Genomic DNA, 24,230 nt, shown 5'->3' with positions numbered 1-24,230 from the left:
CAGGTTTGTGTGCTCGGCCGACGTGGGTATGGCCTGGGCGTGCCCCCGCTCGAACGCGTCGAGAGCCGGGGGAGTGCCGGGCCGACACCCTTGACCGGACCCTTCCGTGACATCTGGTCGAGCCGACTGCCCGGGCCCGGCACGCCACACCGGGACATGCCGCCCGCTTCGGGTACGGACATGCCGCAGTGCCCGGCGACTCCTCAAAGGGTCAGCGGGCACCGCGGCATGGATGCGCGTGGGCGGCCTGGACATGCCTCAGGCCGTGCGCGTCAGGACGCGAGGACCTCGTCGAGCAGGGCCTCGGCCTTGTCCTCGTTCGTGTTCTCCGCGAGGGCGAGCTCGCTCACCAGGATCTGGCGCGCCTTGGCGAGCATGCGCTTCTCACCTGCGGACAGACCGCGCTCGCGCTCCCGGCGCCACAGGTCGCGCACGACTTCCGCGACCTTGATGACATCGCCGGAGGCGAGCTTCTCGAGATTTGCCTTGTAGCGACGCGACCAGTTCGTGGGCTCTTCGGCGTACGGCGCGCGCAGTACCTCGAAGACCCGGTCCAGCCCGTCCTGACCGACCACATCACGCACGCCGACGAACTCCGCATTGTCCGCTGGCACACGTACCGTCAGATCGCCCTGGGCGACCTTCAGCACCAAGTAGGTCTTGTCCACGCCTTTGATCTGGCGAGTTTCGATAGCCTCGATCAGCGCGGCCCCGTGATGGGGATAGACCACGGTGTCGCCAACCTTGAACGTCATGTGACAGGTACCCCTTCCGTGGCTATCCATCCTAACACGAGAACTGCCTCTTCTGAATGGCGTTTTCGCAGGTCAGGGCATATCTCGGGGCTTGACAACAGCAACAGGAACGTGCTGCGGAGGGCTCCCGGAAGGGGGTATTCGCAGGTCGGAGCGGCTCTCCGGGACGGGAGAAACACGGGCGTTACGCGCCTTCGGAGGGCGCCGGGAGAGGCCGAACGTCCCGGTTTGCGCGGTTCCCGGCGGTGAACTTTCGCTACTCCGTTCGGCGAGCCAAGACCTGTGTCACACTCCGCGCCGGCGATTGCCAAAATTGATCACGCCGCCGGAAGATCAATTCTCCGTACGTCCACGCATTCGTCGCCGGAAATCCGCAGGACGGACCGCCGGAGCACTTGACGGCGCTAATCCGAATGGGAGGCGAGGGGTCATTGGGGCGCCCGGTTCGGGCGGGGTCCCGCCGAGGCTTGTGGCCCGTAGGGGCGGGTCGGGTGCGGCGGTGCGGTGGCGGCTCGGTAACCTGAGCGCGCTGACACACCCTTAGGGCGGCTTTACGGCCGCCCGACCCGCCCGTACCACTCTCGCCCAAGGAGTTGCCGCCGCCGTGAGCCGCAGCCTTCGACGCGGCGCCATCGCCGCCACCGCCATCGCGTTCTCGCTTGCCTCGCTCGCCGCGTGCGGCGCGGGCAACAACGCTCAGACGCTGGGAGTCAAGCCGGACAACGCGGCGGTCTCCGTCGGTGACATCAAGATCCAGAACGCCGTGGTCATCACGCAGCCCGACCTGAAGTCCAAGGGCCCCGCCGTGATCGCCGCGACGGTCTTCAACTCCGGTTCCTCGGACCAGACCCTCGAATCGATCACGGTCGACGGCACCGGCAAGAAGGCCGAGATCACGCCCGCCAAGGGCGACGACGCGAAGGCCGAGGCGAAGGGCCCGCTGACCATCCCCGCCGGCGAGTCCGTCGTGATCGGCGGCAAGGGCAACGCCTCCGCCGTGCTGCCCAGCAGCCGCGAGTCCGTCAAGGACGGCAACGCGCAGCGGGTCACGTTCTCCTTCAGCGAGACGGGTGACGTGCGGCTCAAGGCGTTCGTCGTGCCCGCCGAGAGCTACTTCACCGAGTGGGGCCCGACCGAGGTCCCGAAGGCGCCGGAGAACCGGCCGTCCACCCCCGCCGACGCCTCGGGCAAGCCGTCCGACGGCGAGAGCGGCGAGCCGGCGGGCGAGCACGGCGGCCAGGCCGAGGGCGAGGCCGGCACCGACCCGTCCGCCCCGGCCGACGGCGGCCAGGCCTCGGAGGAGGCGGGCACCGGGACCGATACCGGTACCGGCACCCAGCACTGACGCGCGTACGCGGACCGTCTCCGCGTACCGGCCGCTCAGACACGCGGAAGGGCGGGACCCGATCGGGTCCCGCCCTTCTCGCCGTTCCCGGCCGTTCAGGCGGCCTACGGCTCGAACTTGTAGCCGAGGCCGCGCACCGTCACCAGGTAGCGCGGCGCGCCCGGGTCCGGCTCGATCTTGGCGCGCAGGCGCTTGACGTGGACGTCGAGGGTCTTGGTGTCCCCCACGTAGTCCGCGCCCCAGACGCGGTCGATGAGCTGCATACGGGTCAGGACACGGCCCGCGTTGCGCAGCAGCATCTCCAGGAGGTCGAACTCCTTGAGCGGCAGGTCGACCTTGGAGCCGGAGACCGTCACCACGTGGCGGTCCACGTCCATGCGGACCGGGCCCGCCTCCAGGGCCTGCGGGGCGACCTCCTCGGGCTCACCGCGGCGGCGCAGCACCGCGCGGATGCGGGCGACCAGCTCCCGCGAGGAGAACGGCTTGGTGACGTAGTCGTCGGCCCCTATTTCCAGGCCGACCACCTTGTCGATCTCGCTGTCCTTGGCGGTGACCATGATCACCGGGACGTTGGAGCGGCCGCGCAGCTGACGGCACACCTCGGTGCCGGGCAGGCCGGGCAGCATGAGGTCGAGCAGGACGAGGTCGGCGCCGTTGCGCTCGAATTCGTCGAGTCCGTCCGGGCCTGTGGCCGCGATGGCGACTTCGAAGCCCTCCTTGCGGAGCATGTAGGACAGAGCGTCGCTGAAGGATTCCTCGTCCTCGACGACGAGCACTCGGGTCACGGAAGGACCTCCGGGGCAGGAATGGGTTCGTACGTAGTGGTCGCAGTGGTCGCGTCGGGTGGGGTGGCCTCGTCGTCGAGTCCGCCGCCGTGACCGGTCCCGCGGTCGCGGTGCGCGGCCGCCTCCGGCAGCCGCAGGGTGAACGTGGAGCCCTGTCCCTCCGAGCTCCACACCGTGACCTCCCCGCCGTGCGAGGCGGCCACGTGCTTGACGATGGCGAGGCCGAGGCCCGTACCGCCGGTGGCCCGCGAGCGGGCCGGGTCGACGCGGTAGAAGCGCTCGAAGATGCGCTCCTTGTCCTTGTCGGAGATGCCGATGCCCTGGTCGGTGACGGCCACCTCGATGAAGTCGCCGCCGGGCGCGGAGACCCGGCGGGCGGCTATGCCCACGCGGGTGCGGGCGGGGCTGTAGTTCACCGCGTTCTCGACGAGGTTGCCGAGGGCCGCGGCGAGCTGGCCGCGGTTGCCCCAGATCTGGAGCTCCGCGGTGCCGCCCGCCGCCATGGTGATCTGCTTGTGCGAGGCCTGGTGCCGGCTGCGGTCCATCGCCTCCGCCACCAGCTCGTCGACGCGTACGGGCTCCGCGTCCTCCAGCGGGTCGTCGTTCTGCACCCGGGAGAGGTCGATCAGCTCCTGCACGAGGTTGGTCAGGCGGGTCGCCTCGATCTGCATGCGGCCCGCGAAGCGCTCGACGGCCTCGGGGTCGTCGGAGGCGTCCATGACCGCCTCGGAGAGCAGCGACAGCGCGCCCACCGGCGTCTTCAGCTCATGGCTCACGTTGGCGACGAAGTCGCGGCGCACCGCCTCGATGCGGCGGGCCTCCGTGAGGTCCTCGACGAGCAGCAGGACGAGCCGGGAGCCGAGCGGCGCCACCCGCGCGGAGACCGCGAGGGCCTCGCCGCGGCCGGTACCGCGCCGTGGCAGGTCCAGCTCGACCTGTCGTATCTCCCCGTCGCGGCGGGTGTCGCGGGCCATCTGGAGCATCGGCTCGACGGCGAGCTTCCCGCCGCGCACGAGCCCGAGCGCGTACGCCGCCGAGCTGGCCTTGACCACGCTGTCGCCCTCGTCGAGGACGACCGCGGAGGAGCGCAGCACGGACAGGACCGTGTCGACGCCCGGGGGCAGCACCGGGTCGGTGTGCAGGGAGGTCCGGGTGGGGCGTTTCTGGTCGCGCTCGCTCCAGCGGAACGCCAGCATGGCGATGACGCCGGTGCACACTCCGGCGATCGCTGCCACTGCGGCGACCGCCGCGTTCACGTCCATGTGACCAGGTTATGCGCCGGTTGCACGTCGTCCACAGCCGTACGGGGGGCGCCTCGAACACTCGTCGCCCAGAGTTCACCGTGGGGACCGCACCGGTTCACTTCCTCCGGACGCCCTGGTGGGGGGCGGACGGGAAGTGCCGCCGCACGTCTCCCACAGTTCACCTTGATGACGTGGGCGGTTCACGCCGGGTGCCGGAAACGGACGCGTGCGGGTCGCACCGTGGGAGCGTGGGGCCAGACCCTGGGTCGTACTGGAACCCCTGAGACGTACTAGAGAGGGACTGTCACATGCGGGACGCGTACCACGAGGAACTTGACTCGATCGGCGAAGGCCTGGTGGAGATGGCCCGCCTGGTCGGATCCGCGATCGGGCGCGCCACGACGGCCATGCTCGACGCCGACCTGAAGATGGCCGAGAGCGTCATCGCGGCCGACCAGAAGGTCGACGATCTCCAGCACGACCTGGAGGCGCGTGCGATAGCCCTGCTGGCGCGGCAGCAGCCGGTCGCCACCGATCTGCGCATCGTCGTGACGTCGCTGCGGATGAGCGCCGACCTGGAGCGCTCGGGCGACCTGGCCCAGCACGTGGCGAAGCTCGCCCGGCTGCGCTTCCCCGATTCGGCGGTGCCGCACGACCTGCACGCCACGATCCTGGAGATGGGCCAGCTCGCGCAGCGCCTGATGGCGAAGGCTGCGGAGGTCATCATCACCAAGGACGTCGACCTGGCGCTCCAGCTGGAGCAGGACGACGACGAGATGGACCAGCTCCACCGGACGCTCTTCCAGCACCTGATGGACGACCGCTGGAAGCACGGCATCGAGACGGCCGTCGACGTGACCCTCCTGGGCCGCTACTACGAGCGGTTCGCCGACCACGCGGTGTCGGTGGCGAAGCGGGTCGTGTACCTGGTCACGGGCGAGCACGCGGACGAGATCCAGCCCGCGGGGACGCCGGTGGAGGGGGCGTAGCCCTAGCGGCGGCTCGGCGGCTCTCGGCTCGGCGGCTCTCGGCTCGGCGGTTCGTCGGCTTTCCGCTTGGCGGCTCGGCGGGTTCGTCGGTTCTCGGCTCGGCGGATCGGCGGATCTCCGCTCGGCGGATCTCCGCTCGGCGGGCCGCTGCTCGGCGGTCCTCGTGACAGGCCGGCGGCACAGCGGTGCCCCGCACGGGGTCAGGTCCGTGCGGGGCACGCCTGTGCGGTCAGCCGCAGCTGCCGCCGCACTGGCAGCTGCCGCCGGACTGGCAGCCGCAGCTGCAGCCCGGGCCGCAGCCGCAGGCGCCGAGCAGCACGAGCCTCGGCAGGCCCGGGGTGTCGGCCGACGGCTCGGGGGCTGCTCGGTTCTTGAGGGACTCGGCCATGGGGGGTCCTCCTCGCAGGCAGGGGACGTACGGCAAGCGCGTACTACTCCCATTGCATGCCCGGCGGGGCGGGCGCATCAACGGCGCACACGCGCGTGGTCCGGCCCCCGCGCACCGGGGCGGCACGCGCCGCGCACCCGGGCCGCGCCCGCGCCCCACCGGTCCCGCGGCCCAGGGGGAACACCCACCCCACCTGTCACGGTCTGCCGCGTCATCCCGGGACTGCCACGTGGCTCAGTGGACAGCGACGTCGCCCGGTGGTTCTGTCATACCCACCCCGCACGTGCCGTTCCGGTCGCTGTTGGACGCTTTGTTGCCAACCATGCGTGGCTGAGCCGTCACGGACGTTCGTTCGAGCTAGACAGGAAGCCCGGGACGCCGTCGTCCGAAGGGGGCCCGACCGATGGTTCTGACGATCAACGTGGCGGTCCTGCTGGCGATCATCATCATCCTGCGCCTGCGCAGACGCACCGAGGCCCGCAAACGGAGCGACGAACAGCTGACGGTGGTGATCGTCCTGGTCTTCGGCGTCCTCATCGCCCCGACGGCCTTCGGCCAGTGGATCGTGGACATCGTGCGCGGCCTGGCGGAGGGGATCACGCGGTCGGGAACGCCGTGAGACCCGGCCGCGGTGGGACCGCCCGGACCTCAGCGCGCGGCGGCGGGCCCCGGCCTCTTCTCCGCCCGCGCCCGGTACTCGTCCAGGACCCCCACGGCGATCAGCGACAGCACCGCTGCCAGGCCGAAGGCGGCGGTCAGGGCGTTCAGCGTGTCGTAGGGGCCGCTCCCCGCCACGGTACGGCCGCTGTCCAGCAGGCAGTCGAAGCCCAGGGGGAAGTACGACGGTTCGTGCCCGGCGATGCCGTCGAGCGTGCCGGGCGGGAGGGAGCGGCAGGGAACCGCGGGCGAGGACCCGGCGCCGGACTCGGCCTCGCTCGCGTCCCATTGGACCAAGCCGAGCCCGATCACGTACACGATGACGGCCGCGGCAGCCGCCGCGCCCGCGCTCCACCGCAGCAGGTCACGGGCCCAGTCCGGCCGACGCCCCGGGGCGGCGACCGATATCAGCTTCAGCACGACCGCGATGGCCCACAACGGCACGGCACACAGGGCGCCGTACATCAACAGGACGAACATGCCGCTGCCTTCCGGGTGCTTCCCGCTGCCGTCGACGGCCTCGCCGTCCTGTGCCAGACGTCATGCCGTGCCGGTCGGTTCCCTCACGGTGCCGCAGGGGCGAGGCCGGCTCCCATGCCGTGGAACGCCCGCAGCAGGGCGAGGAGCTTGCGGTCCTGCGTGCGTGCTCCAGGCGGACAGCCCTTCCGAGTCCAGGACGACGGTCTCAAAGCGCTCGCTCACGCCTCGCCCGCGCCCTTGCCGGAACCGGTGCCGCCGGAGATCCTCGCGCGGCTTCGGCGAGTTCCTCGTCGCTGAAGGTTCCGTGCTCTTCCTCGTGACGGCGGAGGTCGTCGCCCAGGAGCTGGTGCCGGATCTGGCGGGCCACGGCTTCCGCCACATAGCCGGAGACATCGTCCGTGAGCTCAAAACACTGAGGTATGCGCCTGTCGTCCCCGATCCACCGTCCACGGCCTCGACGGTCGGCACCGCGCGCTCCTCCGCCGACCGCCGCGAGCCGAAGCTCACTCCCCGGCCTTGCCGCACCGCACCGCACCGCACCGACCGGGACCGCCCGGGCTCACGCCTCGAAGTCGTACTCCAGGATGTAGGAGGCGGCGTCCAGCGTCATCTCGTTGATCTCGACGGGGCGGCCTCCTTCCGCGTACGCCGTGCGGCAGATGAGGATGACCGGGGTCCCCGTGGCCATGCCCAACCGCGTCGCCTCCTCCTGCGAAGGCATCCGTGAGCGGATCTCCTCACGGAAGCGCACCGGCTCGAAGCCGAGGTCGGCCAGCCTCGCGTATGTCCCGCCCTGCCCGGTGTCCTGCCTGGTGATCGCGGTGCCGGCCACCAGAGGCATGGGGAGGTAGCTCGTCGCGAGCAGGACAGGCTTTGCGTCCAGCACGAAACGCCGACGCCGTACGCAGACGGTCTCCTCGGCGGCCAGGTCCAGTACCGCGCCGACCCGGTCGGGCGCGGCCTCCTCCGAGACGCTGACCTGGTCCACCTCCAGGTCGCGGTTCTCGATGTCCGCCGACCAGATGGAACGGCCGCCACCCCACTGCTGCCGGGCCAGTCGCTGGATGCCCCGGCGCCGGAGCGGGCGGTACGCCCGGACGAACACCCCGGCGCCCTTGCGGGCCTCGACGACACCTTCGTCCCGGAGGACGCTCAGGGCATGCCGGGCCGTCATACGGGCCACGCCGTACGCGGCCATGAGGTCGTTCTCCCCCGGAAGCCGATCACCGGGACCGTACTCGCCCGACTGGACGGCCTCGCGCAAAGCGTCCGCGATCCGCCGGTACTTGGGCCGACGGTCATTGTCGGTGTTGGCCATACCCCGAGTCTCCCCTCATCTCCAGGACGTCAGGCCACGGCTCGCGCGTTTCCCCTGTCTCTGCAGCCGTGCTGCTTACGGCCACATGACCCACTCGGCCTCGTGATGGGACTCAGGCCGCGTCCGGGATGCGCCAGAGTGGTGCCGCGTACTGCTCCGGGCGGCGCGACAGCAGGAGTTGGCGCAGCGCGCCGCGCTGGGTGCCGTTGAGGTTCAGGACCTCGGTGAGGTGGCGGAACGTCGTGTGGGTGATTCCGCGGGCGCGGGCACCCGACTCGAACTGATCGAGTCGGCGCAGCACCGCTTCCGCGTCGAGAGCCACCGGCGGCTGCTCCTGCGTCCGCGTGGCCTTGTCGCGCTCGTAGTCGATCTCCGAGAAGCCGCAGACCTCGCGGCTGCGGGCCTCGGCCTCGCCCATGGTCGTCGTCGCCATGAGGGCTCGGGCCAGAGCGTTGCGGCTCAGAGCCTCATGCGGGTCGACCTCGTGGAGCCGGGGGCTGGCGTGCGTGAGCGGCACAGGCAGGCCGGCGTCACGGATCTCGCACGTACCGCGGACTCCACGGGCCGTCGCCGCGAGCATGCCCGTGGCTTCGGACGGGTGCCACTCCAGGATGCTGCTGACCGGTACCACGTCCTCCGCCGTGAAGGTGTGGACGACAGGGCCCAACAGCGGACGAAGGCTGTCCGCCGGCAGTTCGCCGTCCAGGCCGGGGCCGGCGACCAGGAGCCGGACAGGCACCTCCACCCGACAGCAAGCCGCAAGGGTCAAAGCGTCGGCGAGCGGGCTCTTGAGGGTCGGTTCGTCGCCGCGGGCGAGGATGTCTCCGCCGACGTCCAGAAGGTCGACCGACTCCGGCGTCAGGTGGGCCACCAGCTCTTCCAGCTGGGCCGTCACGCCCTCGGCCCCGCGTGAGGGGTCCAGCAGAGCGAGCGTCTGTGGAAGTCCGGAAGCGAGACGGGGGAGCGTCGACCCCGCCGGAGCGACCGGGCGGGCAGTCGTCGGTACCGACCGGACGGACGGAGTAACGGTGCCCAGGCCGATGAAGTCGTGCGCGCTGCGCGGGCCCGGTACCGGATCGATCAGCAGGCGGTCCCAGGCATACGTGAGGATCACCGCCTGGTCCTCGTCGCCGTACCGAGCGGCGTGAAGCATCGCGGCGGCGACTACGTCGCCCCCTCCTCCCGCCGCGACGATCAACCGCGTCATGTGCTCAACGGTACGGGTTCCGGCACTGGCCATTCACCCTATAGTGGCCAGAGGCCAAAGCCACTTGGACGAGGAGGAGACGTGCCGCAGATCGAGGAGGCGCAGCCGAAGTATCTCCAGATCGCTCACCACATCCGCGATCAGATCCTTCGGGGCGATCTACGAGCGGGGGACGAGGTGCCGTCGGAACGGCAGTTGGCAGCCGACTGGAAGGTGTCCCGCCCGACCACGGCCCGCGCCTTGGAGGCGCTGAGCCATCAGGGACTCGTCGAGAAGCGGCAGGGCTCGGGGACGTACGTGCGGAGCCTGGAAGTCAACCGGCGGGCGCGGGAGTTGTACGGCAGAGCTCGTCAGACGGGGAAGATCTACACGCCCGGTGAGTACGCGGTGATCACCTCGGCGGGCTGGACAGACGCTCCGGATCACGTCGCCGAGGCTCTCGGCCTGGTGAAGGATCGTCGGGCGGTGCGTCGCCGGCGCGTGACCAACAATCAGGACGGACCCCTCACGTCATCCACCTCCTGGTTCGCTCCGGATGTCGGCCAGCGCGCCTCCAAGCTCACGGAGCCCGAGCGGATTCAAGAGGGAACCCTGGCCTACGTCGAGAACATGACGGGCCGGCAGGGGAGTCACGCCGAAGACCGGATGTGCGCTCGGGGCGCCACCGACGAAGAGGCCGCCGCCCTGAACCTCGACCCGGGCTCCGCCGTGCTGGTCGTTCACCACGTCGTCTACGACATGCAGGACCGGCCGTTGGAGTTCGCCGAGGCCACGTATCCACCGCACCGTTGGGCGTTCGAACAGGGGTACCCGCTGACGTGACCCGACGGGCGGACAGTTTCACGGACCGCTTGCGCCGGACAAGTGGACAATGCCACCATCCAGCAAGTGGCTAAGTCCACTTACTGGAGGAGGCACGTCGCACCGAAGCGACGCCGCCTCGACTCCGACCGCAGCGGCAAGGAGTGAGTGCGGATGACCTACTGGTTCAACCGCTTTCCCAGCGAGGAATCACCGTGGCTCGGGGCGATGACCCTGCACCCGAATCCGGAGTCCGTCCCCCGGGCCCGGCGTTGGTTCCGGAAGTTCATCGCCCCGTATGAACCGGCCTGCTCGGTCGACGACTGTGTGCTGATGATTTCCGAGCTGGTGACGAACGCCGTCACGTACGGTCGGGCCGATGAGGAGTGGCGCGTACGCGTGGAGTGGTTCCGGGAAGGAAGCTCGCTGCGCGTGGAGGTTCACAACCCCGGCCTACCCGCGGACGTGCGTCTTCGCCGGCCGGACGTCGACGACACCCATGGACGCGGGCTGTTCCTGGTCGACTCCATCGCCGAGTCCTGGCACGCGGGGCCCAGCCGGTTCGGCGGGACGGTGGTCGCCTTCTTGGTGGCCGATGCGTGGCCTGCCTGAGAAATACGCCTGACGGCCCGGTAGAGACGGCCCGTGGGCGACGACAAGAACCCCCTGCCCACGGAGAGCCGCAGGCAGGGGGTGCAGCCTAGGCAGGGCTACTTCTTCTTGTCCTGGGTGTTGCCGGGGATCTTGGTGAGCTGGTTTTTTGCTGGTCAGGGGCGGTGGGTTCGCGCCCCTGGCGGTCGTCGTTGGTCGTCATTGGCCACTGTCGAGCGGCCTCGGACGGCCCAGCCAGCACCGTCATGAGCGTCGGCTTGCCGCGTTACGCAGCGCCTCGAACCTAACTCATGAAGAGCCACCCCAGCCACCAGAACCAACCTCTGCGCCTGCATTGCGGCCGTGATTCCGGACGCGCCGGCATGCGCGGAAGTCGGGGAGGAGCAGAGACACGTGGGCTTTGGTTTCGTCGGCCTCCCCCACCGTGCAGATGACAGTAGCCGTTCCATCCGGCCGGGTTTCCGCACGCTCGTCCCTGCCGTGTCACCCCGGCGCAACGCCGCCCCATGAAGCGATTCTGGCAGAGCCTGCGCGGGCAGGGGGCGACGGTGGGGCAACAGCTTGCGGGAGCTACGGAGTCTCACACGCGGAGCAATCAGCTTGGGAAGCTCGGGTGATCAAGGGGAGTTGGGTGCCTGACCTGTGGGGGAGTAACCTGCCGGCCCTCGATTTCGGCATCATGTTTCCCGCCGTTCCCTGTGGCTCCCCGCCCAACCTGGCACGGCTCTGAGTGCTGAGGCAGCCAACCCTTGTCGCGCCCCAGGGCGCGGCCTTTACCTTCGTCGGCAGACTCCGCGCGCCAGGTCGACGTCGCGGATGAGCTCACCGACCGCCAGACCGACGAATGAGCGCCGAGCCTTCGAGCTACTTATGCCCCACAGCGCTGACCAGTTTCGTTAGCGATGTGCCGTGTAGACGCTTGAGCAGGAATCTTTCGATCTTCTGCAACTGACAGTGCGCCAACCTGCTTTGCAGGATCAGCTCATCCAGACGGTACGACTCCTCGACGAGCATCGAGTCAAGCTTACCGTCATCGCGCTCATCTCCCTTCGCGAGTTGGCCGAAGTGGCGTTCCTTAGTTTCGCAACGTCCCTTCAACCACCCCAATCCGAGCATCGAATTCTCGATTCCTACGGTGTGGTGACTGGTGGAGTGATAAAGGTGCGACTGGAGCCTGCAGTCGTAAAGCTCCTCCCAGACGGGAGAAAGGATTCTGAGAGCTACCGAAGATATCCCCTTGTCACGTATGTCCTCCAAATGGTCAGCCACTGCACCTAGGGTGCACTGCAGTCTCTGGAATTCCGGCTCCTCAAGGAGAATTTCCAACGATTTTCTGCCGTAGATGCTTACCCTGAGCCCGTAGCGATCTCTTTCGAACCCGAACCCTGGGGACCATGTGCGCCCCGACTCCGCCGCTCCGGATGCGACGTCAAGGTACGCGGAACGATATGAATTGATGTTCTCGTGTACCTCCTGCAGTGCAAAGTCTAATTTGGAGAGCTTGGCAAGGAGTTCGGCAAGCATGCGGTTCACGTCCTTTGCTGCCTCGTCCCTCGCCCTGATCCTGTCGATCAAATTACCGCTTCGGGTGAATGCGATGACTCCGACAGTTAGAACCAGGATCGGCACCCATGTCCTCTGCTCTGCGATTTTGGGGATTCCATCCGCAATCATCTGAAGATCCCCCCTCGTGCTCCCTGGGCGCTCATACTGGTACACCACTGTGCTCGACGCGAGCAGCACCAAGGATCGCCGAGAGGCAAACTTGACGACTCTCTTCGGTATTCGCGACAACTGCTCTACAGTGTTCCTCCTCTTCGTCATCCTTTCGAGCTTCCTCACGGATAGTTGCCTGACAAGGCGGCGCGCCACCGAATAGCGGAGGAGCCACATTGGGCTCTTTCGCTCCAGATTCGCCCATGAGCGCGGCAGATTACTTCGCCATCGAGCATCCTCTACGTGAACGCCGAACTTACTGGCATGTTCCAGGACACTTGAGTACCAAATGCGCCGCTCCACGAGCATGCTTACGTCCACCCAGAATTTGATGGCCAGAAACCGGGCGGCTGAGAGCGCGCCGAGCAGCATGACGGCAGCGGCAGCGATCTTCAGAGGAATGGCAAACCAAGGTTGCGTCACACCGGTCTCAATGGATGCAAAGCATTTATACAGCAATTCCATTGGCCCTCCCCGGGAGCTCCATGGTTGGGAGCGTAATTATCAAGGAGCGGTGTGGGCAACTACATGAATTTGAGGACAGTTTGAGCTTCGTCTTGAGCGCGGCTACCTCAGGCCATCGCCCCCCTCCACCCCGGTGCCGGCCGATCCCCCGCCGGAGGCATCATCTTGTGCCCGCGGATAACGTCCCGCCCTTGCCCGCATGCACGCAGCGCGCCGCCGGGCGCGGCCAGCCGGGGCGCAGACAGGAGGCAGGCCGCGCCGCAGAGGCGGCGCGCGCCCGCGCCGTGCGCGGGCCTTGCACCAGTAGAGAAAGTTGTAACTCAGTCGGTCTGGCGGGGCTTGAAGTCGTCTGTGCAGGCTGGAAGTTCTGTTGCCTGGCGGTGTGCGAGGGGCAGGAAGAGGACTGGGCGGATCGTCCAGGTGATGCGTGTGTCCGCGTGGGTTACTGAGACCGTGCAGGCTGCTTCCGGAGGAGTGCTCTGCGGGTGTGGATGCGGTCCTCGTACAGCCACTGCCAGGCTTCGTCTGATGCGTTGGCGTCCAGTGCAGGGGGGATTGTGCGGAGCGCGACCGCTACCCATCGGTCGGCCTGGGGTGCCGAGTAGGCGTCGAAGGATGCTCGTAGTTGTGGTTCGGACTGGCCGTCCGTCGGAGTGGGTCCCGTCCAGCACTCGCACCAGTAGCCGCGTCGGCGCCTACTCATTGGCATAGTGGGGTTCCCTGGCCGGCCTGGGTGTAGAGGGCCGCGGTGACCGTGAGGCCGTGGTCGCTGTCGTGGACGAGGACTCGGTGGGCGATCGCGCTGACCATGTCCAGGCCCCGGCCGTGTTCCGCTTCCTCGTCCTGGTGCTCCACCTTGGGGGCTGTGCCCGTCGCTCCGCCGTCTGTGACTGACAGGGCGACCACTTCCGGTGAGACCTCGATCAGCAGGTGGAAGCTGCCGGACTTCTGTCCGCTGGCCGTGTGCAGGATCGCGTTCGCGCTCAGTTCGCTCACAATCAGTTCGGCGTCGTCCGCCAGCGGCGAGCCGCGCACGATGTCCCGTGTCCAGCGGCGGGCTCGGCTGACCTCTTCGGGGTCGTCGGCGGGCCTCCCGTGACCAAGCGACTCATTCTCACCGGGCCTCGTGGCGGGCATGTCTGGTGTACCTCGCTCAACGAGGAGGCGTGGAGACGCGCTCTGGCCGCTGCCGATGTGAGCCCGAGGCCCAAGCGAGGTGAGTCCTACGCGGAGTCACGCGAGAACGGCATGCACGCCCTGAGGCACTTTTACGCCTCGGCACTCCTGGACGCCGGGGAGAGCATCAAGGCCGTCGCCGAGTACCTCGGCCACTCGGACCCAGGGCTCACGCTCCGTGTGTATGCCCATCTGATGCCCTCTAGCAAAGAACGGACGCGGAGGGCAGTCGAGCACGCATACGAATCTCTTAGATCGGAAACCTAAGCCTCAGACCTGAGGGTGGATGCTTGCTTTCTGCCTAGAAAGCAAGCTTTCATCCGAGAAAGAAAGCAAGGGGCTCATTCCAATTGAGCTCTTAGCACAGATCGGAGCCACAATTCCTTGCCCTCCGTGTCCACCTCCAAGGCGAACGCCTCTCCCTGAGCTGGGCGAAGATCCCTCCCTAGGGAGGGATCTTCTCTGTTCAGGCCGCGCAACGAATCATTCATCTCGCTGAATGCCCCGGCTGCGACCGGGCTGATCTGGCTACACATTTCTACTGTAGAAGTCGAAGCTAGAGGCCTTCCAGCTGCACGTTTGTCTACGAAGCTGAGCTATGCAAAAGTCTCACCACGCGCGAATGCCGCCCGGGCTAGGGGCGGCATTCGTTCCATCTCCACGCTCGGAATCCCTTGCCAGGAACCGACCACACATGGAGTCCGCATGCTCCCACGCAGAGGTGTCACCGTCGACATCTGTCCACGCGACTTACCGATCGCGCTCATCGGCCTGGCTGGCGGCGCGCTCGCGCTCTGGGCTGACGCACCGCCCGAAGCGACCGCCCCTGTCGCGCTCCTGATCATCTTCGACGTCCGCATCCGCCGCTGGTGCCGTCACACCTGACGGCCCATAGACGGCCCAAGGGCAACAAGAAGCCCCCTACCAGCGGCCAAACCGCAGGTAGGGGGCTTCTTCCGGCGGGCTTACTTCTTCTTGCCCTGGTTCTTGACCGCCTCGATCGCCGCCTTCGCGGCCTCCGGGTCGAGGTAGGTGCCGCCCGGGTTGAGGGGCTTGAACTCGGCGTCCAGTTCGTAGGAGAGCGGGATGCCGGTGGGGATGTTCAGGCCCGCGATGTCGGCGTCGGAGATGCCGTCCAGGTGCTTGACCAGGGCGCGGAGGCTGTTGCCGTGGGCGGCGACCAGGACCGTCCGGCCCGTGAGGAGGTCGGGGACGATGCCGTCGAACCAGTACGGGAGCATGCGGACGACGACGTCCTTCAGGCACTCCGTGCGCGGGCGCAGCTCCGGGGGGAGCGTGGCGTAGCGCGGGTCGGAGAACTGGGAGTACTCCGCGTCGCGGTCCAGTGCCGGCGGCGGGGTGTCGTACGAGCGGCGCCACAGCATGAACTGCTCCTCGCCGAACTCGGCGAGCGTCTGGGCCTTGTCCTTGCCCTGGAGGGCGCCGTAGTGGCGCTCGTTCAGGCGCCACGAGCGGTGTACGGGAATCCAGTGGCGGTCGGCCGCCTCAAGCGCGAGCTGCGCCGTGCGGATCGCGCGCTTCTGGAGCGACGTGTGGACCACGTCGGGGAGCAGGCCGGCGTCCTTGAGCAGCTCACCGCCGCGGACCGCCTCCTTCTCGCCCTTCTCGTTGAGGTTGACGTCCACCCAGCCGGTGAACAGGTTCTTCGCGTTCCATTCGCTCTCGCCGTGGCGGAGGAGGATCAGCTTGTACGGTGCGTCGGCCATGCCCCTGAGCGTAATCGAACCCCCGTGGGCCTCGCGCGCGCGGGCGCGGGCGTACCGGTTGACTGGTTCCGTCAATTGATTGGCGAGGCGGAAGCGACGGCTCGTAATATGTCGACGCCGCCAGAGCCACTTACATGTGTGAGAAATCCGCGCCACCCCGGGGGACCACCATGCCTGTCACCGCCATGAGACGTGCCGTCACGGAGAGCGTGTCGGGGCTGCCCCGCGCCTTCTGGTGGCTGTGGACGAGCACGCTGGTCAACCGGCTCGGGGCGTTCGTCGCCACGTTCATGGCGCTGTACCTGACGCTGGAACGCGGGTACTCGGCCTCGTACGCGGGGCTCGTCGCCGCACTGCACGGGCTCGGCGGGGTCGTCTCCTCCCTGGGCGCCGGGGTGATGACCGACCGGCTCGGGCGGCGGCCCACGCTGCTGGTCGCGCAGGCCTCCACGGCCGTGACCGTGGCCGTGCTCGCGTTCGTCGAGCATCCGGTGGCCATCGCCGGGGTCGCCTTCCTCGTGGGCATGGCAAGCAACGCCTCGCGGCCCGCCGTTCAGGCGATGATGGCGGACATCGTGCGGCCCGAGGACCGGGTGCGGGCGTTCTCGCTCAACTACTGGGCCATCAACCTCGGCTTCGCCATCTCCTCCGCCGGCGCCGGCTTCATCGCCGCGTACAGCTACCGGGCCGGGTTCCTCATCGAGGCCGCCATGACGATGGCGTGCGCGATCCTCGTCTTCATCAAGCTGCCGGAGTCGCGGCCCGTGCGCACCGCGCTGGAGAAGGCCGCCGAGCCGGAGGTCGGGCTCGGGACCGTGCTGCGGGACGGGCGGTTCATGGGAGTCGTGGGCCTGTCGTTCCTCGTGGCCCTCATCTTCCAGCAGGGGTCCCTGGGGCTGCCGGTCGCCATGGGCGAGGCCGGGTTCACGCCCGCCGACTACGGGCTCGCCATCGCCGTGAACGGCGTGCTGATCGTCGTCCTGCAGATCCCCGTCACCCGTTTCATCGAGCACCGGGACCCGCGGCGGCTGCTGGTGATCTCGTCGGTGGTCGCGGGATACGGCTTCGGGCTCACCGCCTTCGCGGGCTCCCTCGGCGTCTTCGCGCTGACGGTGTGCGTGTGGACGCTCGCCGAGATCGTCAACGCCCCGACGCAGACGAGCCTGGTCGTGCGGCTCTCCCCGGTCCACGGGCGCGGGCGCTACCAGGGCATGTACACGACGTCGTGGTCCGTGGCCGCGCTCGTCGCCCCGCTGATGTCCGGCTTCATGATCGACCGGTTCGGGGCGGAGTGGCTGTGGGGGACGTGCGCGGTGCTCGGCACCGGGGCCGCGCTCGGCTACTGGTGGCTGATGCGGAAGCTTCCCGAGGAGACGCCGCTCACCGAAGCCGCCGCTGGTCCCATTGGTCCCACAGATCCTGTCGAAGCCGTTGGTCCCACCGGTCCCGTCGGTCCCATCGAATCCGCCGGTCCCATCGATCCCACCGGGCCCACCGCAGCCACCGGCCCCACTGCTCCCACCGAAGCCCCCGCCACGCACTGACCCGCAGGGCCCAGCGGCAAGCGACAGACGGCGAGCGGCAAGCGGCAAGCCGCACCCGAGAGACGCAAGAGCGCCGCCCCGCCCCGGCGGGGCCCCGCCTCAACCCTCCCGGCGGGTCAGATGCGCGAACGCGTCCAGGTTTCGCGTGGACTCACCGCGCGAGACCCGCCACTCGTACTCCTTGCGGATCGCCGAGGCGAAACCGAGTTCGAGGAGCGTGTTGAAGGAGTCGTCCGCGGCGGAGAGCACCGAGCCGAGGAGCCGGTCCAGTTCCTCCGGGGTGACCGCCGCCAGCGGGAGCTTGCCGGCCAGGTAGATGTCGCCGAGGGAGTCGATCGCGTAACTCACGCCGTACAGGCGCAGGTTGCGCTCAAGGAGCCAGCGGTGCACCGCCTCGTGGTTCTCGTCCGGATGGCGGATGACGAAGGCGTTCAGGGAGAGCGAGTGGTTGCCGACGATCATCGACAAGGTGGTCGAGAGCTTCCTGGTGCCCGGAAGCTTCACTACGTAGGAGCCGGGTTCGGGGCTCTCCCACTCCAGCCCCGCCTCGTCGAGCGTCCGCTCGACGACCTCACCCGCGGCGGCGCGACCCGCGCCCGCGGAACCGTTTCCGCCCGCCGAAACACCCGTCCGCTCAGCCATGGTGCGAGCGTACGTGACGGCGGAAGTCATGCATGGCCGCGGTGTAGACGTCCGCGGTGACGGACGCCGCCGTGTCCCAGCCGAAGGACTGCGCGTGGCGGGCCGCGGCCTCGCCCATGTGGTCGGCGAGGTGCGGCTGGTCGGCGAAATCGCGGAGCACGCGCGCGTAGCGGGCGGGTTCGTGGCCGGGCACCAGGAAGCCCGTCACGCCGTCCCGCACGGCCACCGGGAGGCCGCCCACGGCGGCCGCGAGGACCGGCGTGCCCGCCGCCTGCGCCTCTATGGCGACGAGGCCGAAGGACTCGCTGTAGGACGGCATCACGAGGACCGACGCCGCCCGGAACCAGTCCGCGAGCTGGTCCTGGCCCACCGGCGGCTGGAAGCGGACCACGTCGGCGATGCCCAGCCTCGCGGCCAGCTTCTGCAGGCCCTCCGGCTTGGCGAGGCCGCTGCCGCTCGGCCCGCCGACGATGGGCACGACGATGTTGGAGCGCAGGGCGGGCCGCTCGTCCAGGAGGACGGCGACCGCGCGCAGCAGCACGTCGGGGGCCTTCAGCGGCTGGATGCGGCCCGCGAAGAGCGGGACGAGCGCGTTCTGCGGCAGGTTGAGCCGGTGCCGGGCGGCGGCGCGGCCGTCGGCGGGGCGGAAGCGGTCGAGGTTGACGCCGGGGTGGACGACGGCGACCTTGCCGGGGTCCGCGTCGTAGTGGTGGACGAGTTCGCCGGCCTCTTCGGAGGTGTTGGCGATGAGCCGGTCGGCGGCGCGCACGATCTGCGTCTCGCCTATGACGCGGGCCGCGGGCTCGGGGGTGTCGCCCTCGGCGAGCGCGGCGTTCTTGACCTTGGCCATGGTGTGCATGGCGTGCACCAGGGGCACGCCCCAGCGTTCGGCGGCGAGCCAGCCGACGTGGCCGGAGAGCCAGTAGTGGGAGTGGACGAGGTCGTAGTAGCCGGGCCGGTGGCCCGCCCAGGCCTGCATGACGCCGTGGGTGAAGGCGCAGAGCTGGGCCGGCAGCTCCTCCTTGGCGAGGCCCTCGTAGGGGCCCGCGTCGACGTGTCTGACCAGGACCCCGGGCGCGAGTTCGACGGTGGGCGGGAGCGCGCCGGTGGTCGCTCGGGTGAAGATTTCCACCTCGATGTTGATCGCCGCGAGGCGTCTGGCCAGCTCGACGATGTAGACGTTCATGCCGCCCGCGTCGCCCGTGCCGGGCTGGTGCAGGGGCGAGGTGTGCACGCTCAGCACGGCCACGCGCCGGGGCCGCCGCGGAGTGCCTGGCATGCGGAGCCGTGAGGGGGCCGATGGGGAGCGACGCCCGAGCCTGGACACGTATTGGCTCACGTGGCGGTCCTCCTTGCGTACGGGCATGACGACGGGGAGGTCGTACGTACCTCCAGAGGGAGAACACCGGAGGTTTCTGCTCCATTTCCTCCCGGGGCCTTTTTGCCAAAGCGTTACCCGGTCATCCCGGCCGCCCCTCCCGCATACCCTTTCCCCATGGCCCCGCGTACCCCTTCCCGCCCCGTGGGAACGGTGACGCGCGGGACCACGAACCCCAACCGTCTGCGCCGCATGGACCGCTGGATCGCCGCCACGCACGGCGCCGCGCTGCGTCGCTCCCCCGACCCCGTGGCCGTGGACCTCGGCTACGGCGCCGCCCCCTGGACGGCCGTCGAACTGCTCCTGCGGCTGCGCACCGCCGCTCCACGCGCGCGTGTCGTCGGCGTCGAGATCGACCCCGCCCGGGTCGCGGCCGCGAAGCCGTACGAGCGGGAGGGCCTCGCGTTCCGCCACGGCGGCTTCGAGGTGCCCCTGCCGGGCAGCCCCGTCCTGATCCGGGCCGCGAACGTCCTGCGCCAGTACGACGAGGACCAGGTCGCCGCCGTCTGGGAGCGGCTCCGCGCGCGCCTGGCGCCCGGGGGGCTGCTGGTCGAGGGCACCTGCGACGAGATCGGGCGGCGGCACGTCTGGGTGGCGCTCGGCCCCGAGGGGCCGCGTTCGGTGACCTTCGCGGCCCGGCTCGGCTCGCTGGAGCGCCCCTCCGATCTCGCCGAGCGGCTGCCGAAGGCGCTGATCCACCGGAACGTGCCGGGCGAGCCGGTCCACGCGTTCCTGCGGGACTTCGACCGGGCCTGGGCGGCGGCGGCCCCGTACGCCTCCTACGGCGCGCGGCAGCGCTGGATCAGGGCGGCACGCGACCTCCGCAGCGACTGGCCGGTCATCGACGGGCCCTCGCGGTGGCGGCAGGGGGAGCTGACGGTGCGGTGGGAGGCGCTGGCACCGCTGACCGGGTGAATCCGCCCGAGCCGACATCGACCCGGCGCCGGGCCCACACCGAACCGGCACCGGGCCGACGCCGTGACCTGCGGGGAACGAACTCGGCGTGCCGTTCGTCACATGGGGCGGGTGGGGAGATCAGAGTTGCCGTAGCACTCTGTCGCAAAGGGCGCCGACATGGCACCATCCCGGAAGCGACCGCAAGTTACTGACGGTAAATCAGGTTTTTGGGGGTGCAGGGCGTGACCGGCAAGCGATGCTCGGCGGCGGCGACCGTGGCGCTGATCTGCGCGGCGGCTGTGGTGGTGACCTCACCGGGCGCGGCACACGCGAGCCCTTCGTCCCCGGCCGGATCGAAGGCTCCGACGAGACCGACCGCTCCGACGCCCCGGTCGGACGAGTCCCTCGAACAGGTCCGCAAGGAGATCGAGAAGCTCTATCACGAGGCGGGCGCGGCGACGGACGCGTACAACGCGGCCGAGGAGAAGGCCGACAAGCAGTCCGAGCAGATCGTGAAGCTGTCCAAGGACATCGCCGACGGCCGGGCGAAGCTGAAGAAGCTCAAGGCGCGCGCCGGCGCCGCGGCCCGCTCGCAGTACCGCGGCGGTGGCATGCCGGACGAGGCCCAGCTGATGCTGAGCGACGACCCCGGCGAGTTCCTCGACGGCGCCGGACGCGTGCGGCAGGGCCACAAGGCCGCCAAGAACATGCTGACCGAGCTGTCCCGGACGCAGGAGGACCTGCGGATCTACGCCGAGGACGCCACGGCCCGCTGGAAGAAGCTGGAAGCCAACCGCAAGGCGAAGGCCGCGTCGAAGAGGAAGATCAAGAAGAAGATCGCGGACGCGGAGAAGCTCGAATCGCGGCTGGAGAAGAAGGAGCGGGAGCGGCTGCGCAAGCTGGAGGAGGCGGCGGCCCGCAGGAAGCAGACGGCGTGGGTGGACTCGGGCGTCCTGAAGGACATCGGCGCCAAGGCGACCCCGCAGGGCAAGAAGGCCATCGAGTTCGCCACGGCCCAGATCGGCAAGCCGTATGTGTGGGGCGCCGAGGGCCCGGGTTCGTACGACTGCTCCGGGCTCACGTCGAAGGCGTGGGCGGCGGCCGGGGAGGGCATTCCGCGGACCTCGCAGGAGCAGTGGAAGCGGCTGCCGCGCGTCGGCATCGAGAACATGCGCCCCGGTGACCTGATCATCTACCACGCGGACGCCAGCCACGTCGGGCTGTACGTGGGCGACGGCACGATCGTGCACGCCCCGCGGCCGGGCCGCGACGTCACGACCGCCGGGGCGGGCTCCATGCGCATCCTGGGCGTGGTCCGGCCCGACAAGTAGCCGGACGCCGCACGGCGCGGCGTGTGACCCAGTGCACGGTCCGGGCCGCCGCTCGGCCTCCGGGGCGTGATGTTCGTCATTGGACCGGGACCTCGCCGTGCCCAAGTGCGTTCCGGGATGCGGCATATGACGGTGGCCGACTGCCCCGCGCCATTCCAATCGGGGCCCGGCTACCGCTATGGTCCGTCGTCGGTGCTGCGTCGACCTGCGTCGCACCACGCCCTCGGGGGGAGGGAAGGAAACCAAGCGATGCCCGTACCCATACCGCGGCAGAGAGCGATCCCGGCCGCGGAAGGCGGTCAGGCGCACGCGGCACCCCACCAGGACGCCGGGGCGCCCGCCTCGCACCCGTCCGGCTCGGCCGGTCAGACCAGCGGCGGCCCCAACGGCTCCCCGCTCACCCTGCTGGTGATCGAGGACGACCCCGGGGGCTCCCTGAGCGTGCCCGCGCTCCTCGACTCGGCGGGCAACCCGATCCGCGTACGCACCGCCCGCAACCTCACCGAGGCCGAGCGGCTGCTCACCGACGACGTGCACTGCATCCTGCTCGACCTCGCCCTGCCCGCGCCGAACGGCTCCGGCGGCTCCGGCGGCCCGAACGGCTCCGGCGGCTCCGGTGAATCCGAGGCGGACGACGACGAGCTCGTCGCGCTCAAGCACGTGCTGCGCCTCGCGCCCCGGCACGCCGTCCTCGCCCTCACCGCTGACGGCGACGCCGAGCGCGGCGCCGAGGCCGTACGGGTCGGCGCCCAGGACTACCTCTTCCGCGACGAACTGGACGGCCGGCTCCTCAGCCGCACCGTCCGCTACGCGGTGGAGCGCAAGCGCGCGGACGCCGCCCAGCGCCAGCTGACCGAGTCCAGGCTGCGCGCCCAGGAGAACGCCCGCCTGGAGCGGGGCCTCCTGCCGACCCCCCTCCTCGACGGGTCACCGCTGCGCTTCGCCGCCCACTACCGCCCCGGCCGCTCCCGCGCGCTGCTCGGCGGCGACTTCTACGACACCGTGCGCACCCCCGACGGCTCGGTGCACGTGATGATCGGTGACGTCTGCGGCCACGGCCCCGACGAGGCCGCGCTCGGCGTGGAGCTGCGGATCGCCTGGCGCGCCCTGACCTTCGCCGGGCTCTGCGGCGACGAGCTGCTGTCCACGCTGCAGAAGGTCCTCGAACACGAGCGCGCCGACGACGAGATCTTCGCGACGCTCTGCACCGTCGACATCGCCCCCGACGGCCGCCGCGCCGGACTCTGCCTCGCCGGACACCCGGCGCCGCTGATCGCCCGCGACGGCCGCCTCGCCGAACTCCTTCCGTACGAGGACGGGGGCCCCGCCCTCGGTCTCCTGCCGCGTGCCCGCTGGCCGCGCCGGCAGGTGGAGCTGGGCGGGAAGTGGAGCCTGATGCTCTACACGGACGGGCTGATAGAGGGCCGCATCGGCCAGGGCAACCAGCGCCTCGGCCAGGACGGCATGGTGGAGCTGGTCCGCCGTCAGATCACCGCCGGGCTGCGCGGCGACGCGCTCCTGGAGGCCGCCGTGAACGAGGTGCGTGACCTCAACGGCGGCGACCTGACGGACGACGTCGCCGTACTGCTCCTCGACCGGGCGACCGGCGGGCACGGCCACTGACCGCGGCGGGGACTCAGCGGCCGCCGTTGTACGGGCCGTACGGACCGTCGCTGCTGGAGCCGCCGCGCCGGCCGCCACCGCCGGTGATCTGCCGGAGCGCGGGCCGCACGTCGACCATGTACACGATCGTGGCGATCAGGCCGATGATGGGCAGGAACGACAGGATGTTGAAGATCAGGTTCACCACGAAGGCGAGCCCGAGGATGATCAGCCAGAAGGGCTTGGTCTTCTTGTCGGCGGCCCGATAGGCGTCCTCGCGCCGGACCGCGGCGTCGAGGAGCGCGAATCCGCTGAACACGATCAGGGCCAGCGAAAGCAGCCACATGAAGTTCGCGAACCCCTGCATCAGCACAACGTCCACCACCAGTCTCGGCGCATCGATTACGCGGCCACGGTACCCGCTACCCGGTCAACGGGCCGGGCACTCCACGAGTGCCCGGCCCCACCGCCCGTTTCCCGCTCCCCGCTCCCGCTACTCGGCGGCCGGGGTGCTCTTCTCGCCGGCCGTCTCGTCGGCGGTCCCGGCAGTCGCCTTGGCGGCCGTCGCCTTGGTGGCCGCGGGCTTGGCGGCGGTGGACTTGGCTGCGGTGCTCTTCCTCGCGGCGGGCTTCTTCGCCGGCGCGGGGACCGTGCTCTTGCGCCCGGTGGCGGGCTTCGCCCCCGTGGCCGCGGACGCCGGCGCGGGGTCGGGCTCGACCGTCTCGGCCAGGTCGAGGATCTCCTCGGCCGCCTCGCCGCGCCAGGTCTTCACGGCCTGCTCGCCGTGCTCGGCGACCTCGTCGTACTTCTCGCGCGCCCTGACAGCGAACTCCGCGGCCACGCCGACACCGCGCAGCGCGAGGTCCTGCGCGGTCTCGCCGAGCTTCTTCAGGTCGGTGTCGATGCTGCCGAGCACCTCGGTGACCTTGGCCTGGATGGTCTCCTGCGCCTCCTTGGCGCGCGCGGCGGCCTTGTCCTGCACGGCCTTGGTGTCGGCGTTGCGGACCGCCTCGAAGCGGGACGGCGCCTCGGCGATGAGCTGCTCGACGATGGCGGGCACCTTCTTCGCCTGCTGGAGGGCGAGGTCCGCGGACCCGGCGACGAAGTAGGCGGGGGTGGTCGTGGTGAGGGTCTTGCGCAGGTCATCGGTGATGGCCATGACGATGGTCCT

At 69.7% G+C, this 24,230-nt stretch carries 24 protein-coding genes and 3 pseudogenes; 11 read left to right on the top strand and 16 right to left on the bottom strand.

All coding sequences use genetic code 11. The features are described 5' to 3' along the window. Positions 1-272: 272 nt before the first annotated feature. A complete protein-coding gene (locus AB0I16_RS03620; RefSeq protein ID WP_003953493.1) occupies positions 273-755 on the bottom strand; it encodes a CarD family transcriptional regulator in 483 nt (160 codons plus the stop codon). Between the two features lie 604 nt (positions 756-1,359). On the opposite strand from AB0I16_RS03620, the gene AB0I16_RS03615 reads away from it, so the two are divergent. Continuing rightward, the gene (locus AB0I16_RS03615) at positions 1,360-2,100 is read left to right on the top strand and encodes a copper chaperone PCu(A)C (RefSeq protein WP_363247663.1); all 741 of its coding nucleotides are present in this window, start codon (positions 1,360-1,362) and stop codon (positions 2,098-2,100) included. Between the two features lie 104 nt (positions 2,101-2,204). Here the strand turns inward: AB0I16_RS03615 and AB0I16_RS03610 are convergent, their stop codons facing one another. Beyond that, positions 2,205-2,885: a response regulator transcription factor gene (locus AB0I16_RS03610; protein WP_018527980.1), complete on the bottom strand. Its 681-nt coding sequence runs from the start codon at positions 2,883-2,885 to the stop codon at positions 2,205-2,207. Further along, positions 2,882-4,147, bottom strand: a complete 1,266-nt coding sequence (locus AB0I16_RS03605; protein WP_363247662.1) for an ATP-binding protein — start codon at positions 4,145-4,147, stop codon at positions 2,882-2,884. The genes AB0I16_RS03610 and AB0I16_RS03605 overlap by 4 nt, the downstream gene beginning before the upstream one ends. Positions 4,148-4,437: 290 nt before the next feature. Between AB0I16_RS03605 and phoU the strand changes: the two genes are divergently transcribed. Continuing rightward, complete coding sequence (gene phoU / locus AB0I16_RS03600) at positions 4,438-5,118, top strand: phosphate signaling complex protein PhoU (RefSeq protein WP_363247661.1); 681 nt, start codon at positions 4,438-4,440, stop codon at positions 5,116-5,118. 229 nt (positions 5,119-5,347) lie between these two features. Here the strand turns inward: phoU and AB0I16_RS03595 are convergent, their stop codons facing one another. Beyond that, positions 5,348-5,506 (bottom strand): hypothetical protein, encoded by a 159-nt coding sequence (locus tag AB0I16_RS03595; protein ID WP_363247660.1) that lies wholly within the window; start codon positions 5,504-5,506, stop codon positions 5,348-5,350. Positions 5,507-5,909: 403 nt separating this feature from the next. Here AB0I16_RS03595 and AB0I16_RS03590 point away from each other — a divergent pair, with 403 nt between their 5' ends. Continuing rightward, entirely contained in the window at positions 5,910-6,125 is a 216-nt protein-coding gene (locus tag AB0I16_RS03590) for a hypothetical protein (RefSeq protein WP_363247659.1), read from the top strand. 29 nt (positions 6,126-6,154) lie between these two features. Here AB0I16_RS03590 and AB0I16_RS03585 read toward each other — a convergent pair whose 3' ends face one another. From AB0I16_RS03585 to AB0I16_RS03570, 4 genes and pseudogenes are all read right to left on the bottom strand, one after another. Further along, on the bottom strand, positions 6,155-6,643 hold the full coding sequence (locus AB0I16_RS03585; protein ID WP_363247658.1) for a hypothetical protein: 489 nt from the start codon (positions 6,641-6,643) through the stop codon (positions 6,155-6,157). A gap of 218 nt (positions 6,644-6,861) precedes the next feature. After that, positions 6,862-7,064, bottom strand: a pseudogene (locus AB0I16_RS03580) (hypothetical protein). A 138-nt stretch (positions 7,065-7,202) separates the two neighbouring features. Further along, entirely contained in the window at positions 7,203-7,961 is a 759-nt protein-coding gene (locus tag AB0I16_RS03575) for a GntR family transcriptional regulator (RefSeq protein WP_363247657.1), read from the bottom strand. A gap of 112 nt (positions 7,962-8,073) precedes the next feature. Next, on the bottom strand, positions 8,074-9,168 hold the full coding sequence (locus AB0I16_RS03570; protein ID WP_363247656.1) for a DUF1152 domain-containing protein: 1,095 nt from the start codon (positions 9,166-9,168) through the stop codon (positions 8,074-8,076). Between the two features lie 81 nt (positions 9,169-9,249). Between AB0I16_RS03570 and AB0I16_RS03565 the strand changes: the two genes are divergently transcribed. Together AB0I16_RS03565 and AB0I16_RS03560 are read left to right on the top strand one after the other, a co-directional pair. Then, a complete protein-coding gene (locus AB0I16_RS03565) occupies positions 9,250-9,990 on the top strand; it encodes a GntR family transcriptional regulator (RefSeq protein ID WP_363247655.1) in 741 nt (246 codons plus the stop codon). Positions 9,991-10,143: 153 nt separating this feature from the next. Continuing rightward, positions 10,144-10,581: an ATP-binding protein gene (locus tag AB0I16_RS03560; protein ID WP_363247654.1), complete on the top strand. Its 438-nt coding sequence runs from the start codon at positions 10,144-10,146 to the stop codon at positions 10,579-10,581. Between the two features lie 864 nt (positions 10,582-11,445). On the opposite strand, the gene AB0I16_RS03555 is transcribed toward AB0I16_RS03560, so the two are convergent. The 3 genes and pseudogenes from AB0I16_RS03555 to AB0I16_RS03545 all read right to left on the bottom strand — a co-directional run bounded on the left by AB0I16_RS03555 (position 11,446) and on the right by AB0I16_RS03545 (position 13,899). Then, positions 11,446-12,762: a hypothetical protein gene (locus AB0I16_RS03555; protein ID WP_363247653.1), complete on the bottom strand. Its 1,317-nt coding sequence runs from the start codon at positions 12,760-12,762 to the stop codon at positions 11,446-11,448. Positions 12,763-13,082: 320 nt separating this feature from the next. Beyond that, positions 13,083-13,471: pseudogene (locus tag AB0I16_RS03550) on the bottom strand (hypothetical protein). Then, positions 13,462-13,899 carry an ATP-binding protein gene (locus AB0I16_RS03545; RefSeq protein WP_363247652.1) on the bottom strand — a complete coding sequence of 146 codons (438 nt, stop codon included), beginning with the start codon at positions 13,897-13,899 and terminating at the stop codon, positions 13,462-13,464. The pseudogene AB0I16_RS03550 and the gene AB0I16_RS03545 overlap by 10 nt, the downstream one beginning before the upstream one ends. Here AB0I16_RS03545 and AB0I16_RS03540 point away from each other — a divergent pair. Together AB0I16_RS03540 and AB0I16_RS03535 are read left to right on the top strand one after the other, a co-directional pair. Further along, positions 13,849-14,205: pseudogene (locus tag AB0I16_RS03540) on the top strand (tyrosine-type recombinase/integrase); the annotation flags it as partial. The gene AB0I16_RS03545 and the pseudogene AB0I16_RS03540 sit on opposite strands and share 51 nt — an antisense overlap. A 438-nt stretch (positions 14,206-14,643) precedes the next feature. Continuing rightward, entirely contained in the window at positions 14,644-14,823 is a 180-nt protein-coding gene (locus tag AB0I16_RS03535) for a hypothetical protein (RefSeq protein ID WP_363247651.1), read from the top strand. Between the two features lie 80 nt (positions 14,824-14,903). On the opposite strand, the gene AB0I16_RS03530 is transcribed toward AB0I16_RS03535, so the two are convergent. Beyond that, entirely contained in the window at positions 14,904-15,665 is a 762-nt protein-coding gene (locus tag AB0I16_RS03530) for a phosphoglyceromutase (RefSeq protein ID WP_363247650.1), read from the bottom strand. 170 nt (positions 15,666-15,835) lie between these two features. Here AB0I16_RS03530 and AB0I16_RS03525 point away from each other — a divergent pair, with 170 nt between their 5' ends. Further along, positions 15,836-17,209, top strand: coding sequence for an MFS transporter (locus AB0I16_RS03525; RefSeq protein ID WP_363247649.1), 1,374 nt, complete (start codon positions 15,836-15,838; stop codon positions 17,207-17,209). A gap of 99 nt (positions 17,210-17,308) precedes the next feature. Here AB0I16_RS03525 and AB0I16_RS03520 read toward each other — a convergent pair whose 3' ends face one another. Both AB0I16_RS03520 and mshA read right to left on the bottom strand, forming a co-directional pair. After that, the gene (locus tag AB0I16_RS03520) at positions 17,309-17,851 is read right to left on the bottom strand and encodes a YbjN domain-containing protein (RefSeq protein WP_363247648.1); all 543 of its coding nucleotides are present in this window, start codon (positions 17,849-17,851) and stop codon (positions 17,309-17,311) included. Then, the gene (gene mshA, locus AB0I16_RS03515; protein WP_363247647.1) at positions 17,844-19,190 is read right to left on the bottom strand and encodes a D-inositol-3-phosphate glycosyltransferase; all 1,347 of its coding nucleotides are present in this window, start codon (positions 19,188-19,190) and stop codon (positions 17,844-17,846) included. The genes AB0I16_RS03520 and mshA overlap by 8 nt, the downstream gene beginning before the upstream one ends. Before the next feature lie 156 nt (positions 19,191-19,346). On the opposite strand from mshA, the gene AB0I16_RS03510 reads away from it, so the two are divergent. From AB0I16_RS03510 to AB0I16_RS03500, 3 genes are all read left to right on the top strand, one after another. Further along, positions 19,347-20,144 carry a class I SAM-dependent methyltransferase gene (locus tag AB0I16_RS03510; RefSeq protein WP_363247646.1) on the top strand — a complete coding sequence of 266 codons (798 nt, stop codon included), beginning with the start codon at positions 19,347-19,349 and terminating at the stop codon, positions 20,142-20,144. A gap of 215 nt (positions 20,145-20,359) precedes the next feature. Next, positions 20,360-21,457 (top strand): NlpC/P60 family protein, encoded by a 1,098-nt coding sequence (locus AB0I16_RS03505; protein WP_363247645.1) that lies wholly within the window; start codon positions 20,360-20,362, stop codon positions 21,455-21,457. A 249-nt stretch (positions 21,458-21,706) separates the two neighbouring features. After that, a complete protein-coding gene (locus tag AB0I16_RS03500) occupies positions 21,707-23,080 on the top strand; it encodes a SpoIIE family protein phosphatase (RefSeq protein WP_363247644.1) in 1,374 nt (457 codons plus the stop codon). A gap of 13 nt (positions 23,081-23,093) precedes the next feature. Here AB0I16_RS03500 and AB0I16_RS03495 read toward each other — a convergent pair whose 3' ends face one another. Further along, entirely contained in the window at positions 23,094-23,426 is a 333-nt protein-coding gene (locus AB0I16_RS03495) for a DUF2516 family protein (protein ID WP_363247643.1), read from the bottom strand. Positions 23,427-23,552: 126 nt separating this feature from the next. Next, entirely contained in the window at positions 23,553-24,218 is a 666-nt protein-coding gene (locus AB0I16_RS03490) for a hypothetical protein (RefSeq protein ID WP_363247642.1), read from the bottom strand. Between the last annotated feature and the right edge of the window lie 12 nt (positions 24,219-24,230).

It is taken from the genome of Streptomyces sp. NPDC050703, assembly GCF_040654435.1.
GTDB lineage: Bacteria > Actinomycetota > Actinomycetes > Streptomycetales > Streptomycetaceae > Streptomyces.
This window is presented reverse-complemented; position numbering and strand designations above follow the sequence as displayed.

Bases quoted from the DNA above. Each gene is read 5' to 3' on its own strand.
- AB0I16_RS03545 (WP_363247652.1), bottom strand. From the start codon at position 13,899: ATGCCCGCCACGAGGCCCGGTGAGAATGAGTCGCTTGGTCACGGGAGG.
- AB0I16_RS03560 (WP_363247654.1), top strand. From the start codon at position 10,144: ATGACCTACTGGTTCAACCGCTTTCCCAGCGAGGAATCACCGTGGCTC.
- AB0I16_RS03530 (WP_363247650.1), bottom strand. From the start codon at position 15,665: ATGGCCGACGCACCGTACAAGCTGATCCTCCTCCGCCACGGCGAGAGC.
- AB0I16_RS03535 (WP_363247651.1), top strand. From the start codon at position 14,644: ATGCTCCCACGCAGAGGTGTCACCGTCGACATCTGTCCACGCGACTTA.
- AB0I16_RS03510 (WP_363247646.1), top strand. From the start codon at position 19,347: ATGGCCCCGCGTACCCCTTCCCGCCCCGTGGGAACGGTGACGCGCGGG.
- AB0I16_RS03620 (WP_003953493.1), bottom strand. From the start codon at position 755: ATGACGTTCAAGGTTGGCGACACCGTGGTCTATCCCCATCACGGGGCC.
- AB0I16_RS03570 (WP_363247656.1), bottom strand. From the start codon at position 9,168: ATGACGCGGTTGATCGTCGCGGCGGGAGGAGGGGGCGACGTAGTCGCC.
- AB0I16_RS03590 (WP_363247659.1), top strand. From the start codon at position 5,910: ATGGTTCTGACGATCAACGTGGCGGTCCTGCTGGCGATCATCATCATC.
- AB0I16_RS03595 (WP_363247660.1), bottom strand. From the start codon at position 5,506: ATGGCCGAGTCCCTCAAGAACCGAGCAGCCCCCGAGCCGTCGGCCGAC.
- AB0I16_RS03495 (WP_363247643.1), bottom strand. From the start codon at position 23,426: ATGCAGGGGTTCGCGAACTTCATGTGGCTGCTTTCGCTGGCCCTGATC.
- AB0I16_RS03575 (WP_363247657.1), bottom strand. From the start codon at position 7,961: ATGGCCAACACCGACAATGACCGTCGGCCCAAGTACCGGCGGATCGCG.
- AB0I16_RS03585 (WP_363247658.1), bottom strand. From the start codon at position 6,643: ATGTTCGTCCTGTTGATGTACGGCGCCCTGTGTGCCGTGCCGTTGTGG.
- phoU (WP_363247661.1), top strand. From the start codon at position 4,438: ATGCGGGACGCGTACCACGAGGAACTTGACTCGATCGGCGAAGGCCTG.
- AB0I16_RS03490 (WP_363247642.1), bottom strand. From the start codon at position 24,218: ATGGCCATCACCGATGACCTGCGCAAGACCCTCACCACGACCACCCCC.
- AB0I16_RS03555 (WP_363247653.1), bottom strand. From the start codon at position 12,762: ATGGAATTGCTGTATAAATGCTTTGCATCCATTGAGACCGGTGTGACG.
- AB0I16_RS03500 (WP_363247644.1), top strand. From the start codon at position 21,707: ATGCCCGTACCCATACCGCGGCAGAGAGCGATCCCGGCCGCGGAAGGC.
- AB0I16_RS03520 (WP_363247648.1), bottom strand. From the start codon at position 17,851: ATGGCTGAGCGGACGGGTGTTTCGGCGGGCGGAAACGGTTCCGCGGGC.
- AB0I16_RS03525 (WP_363247649.1), top strand. From the start codon at position 15,836: ATGCCTGTCACCGCCATGAGACGTGCCGTCACGGAGAGCGTGTCGGGG.
- AB0I16_RS03605 (WP_363247662.1), bottom strand. From the start codon at position 4,147: ATGGACGTGAACGCGGCGGTCGCCGCAGTGGCAGCGATCGCCGGAGTG.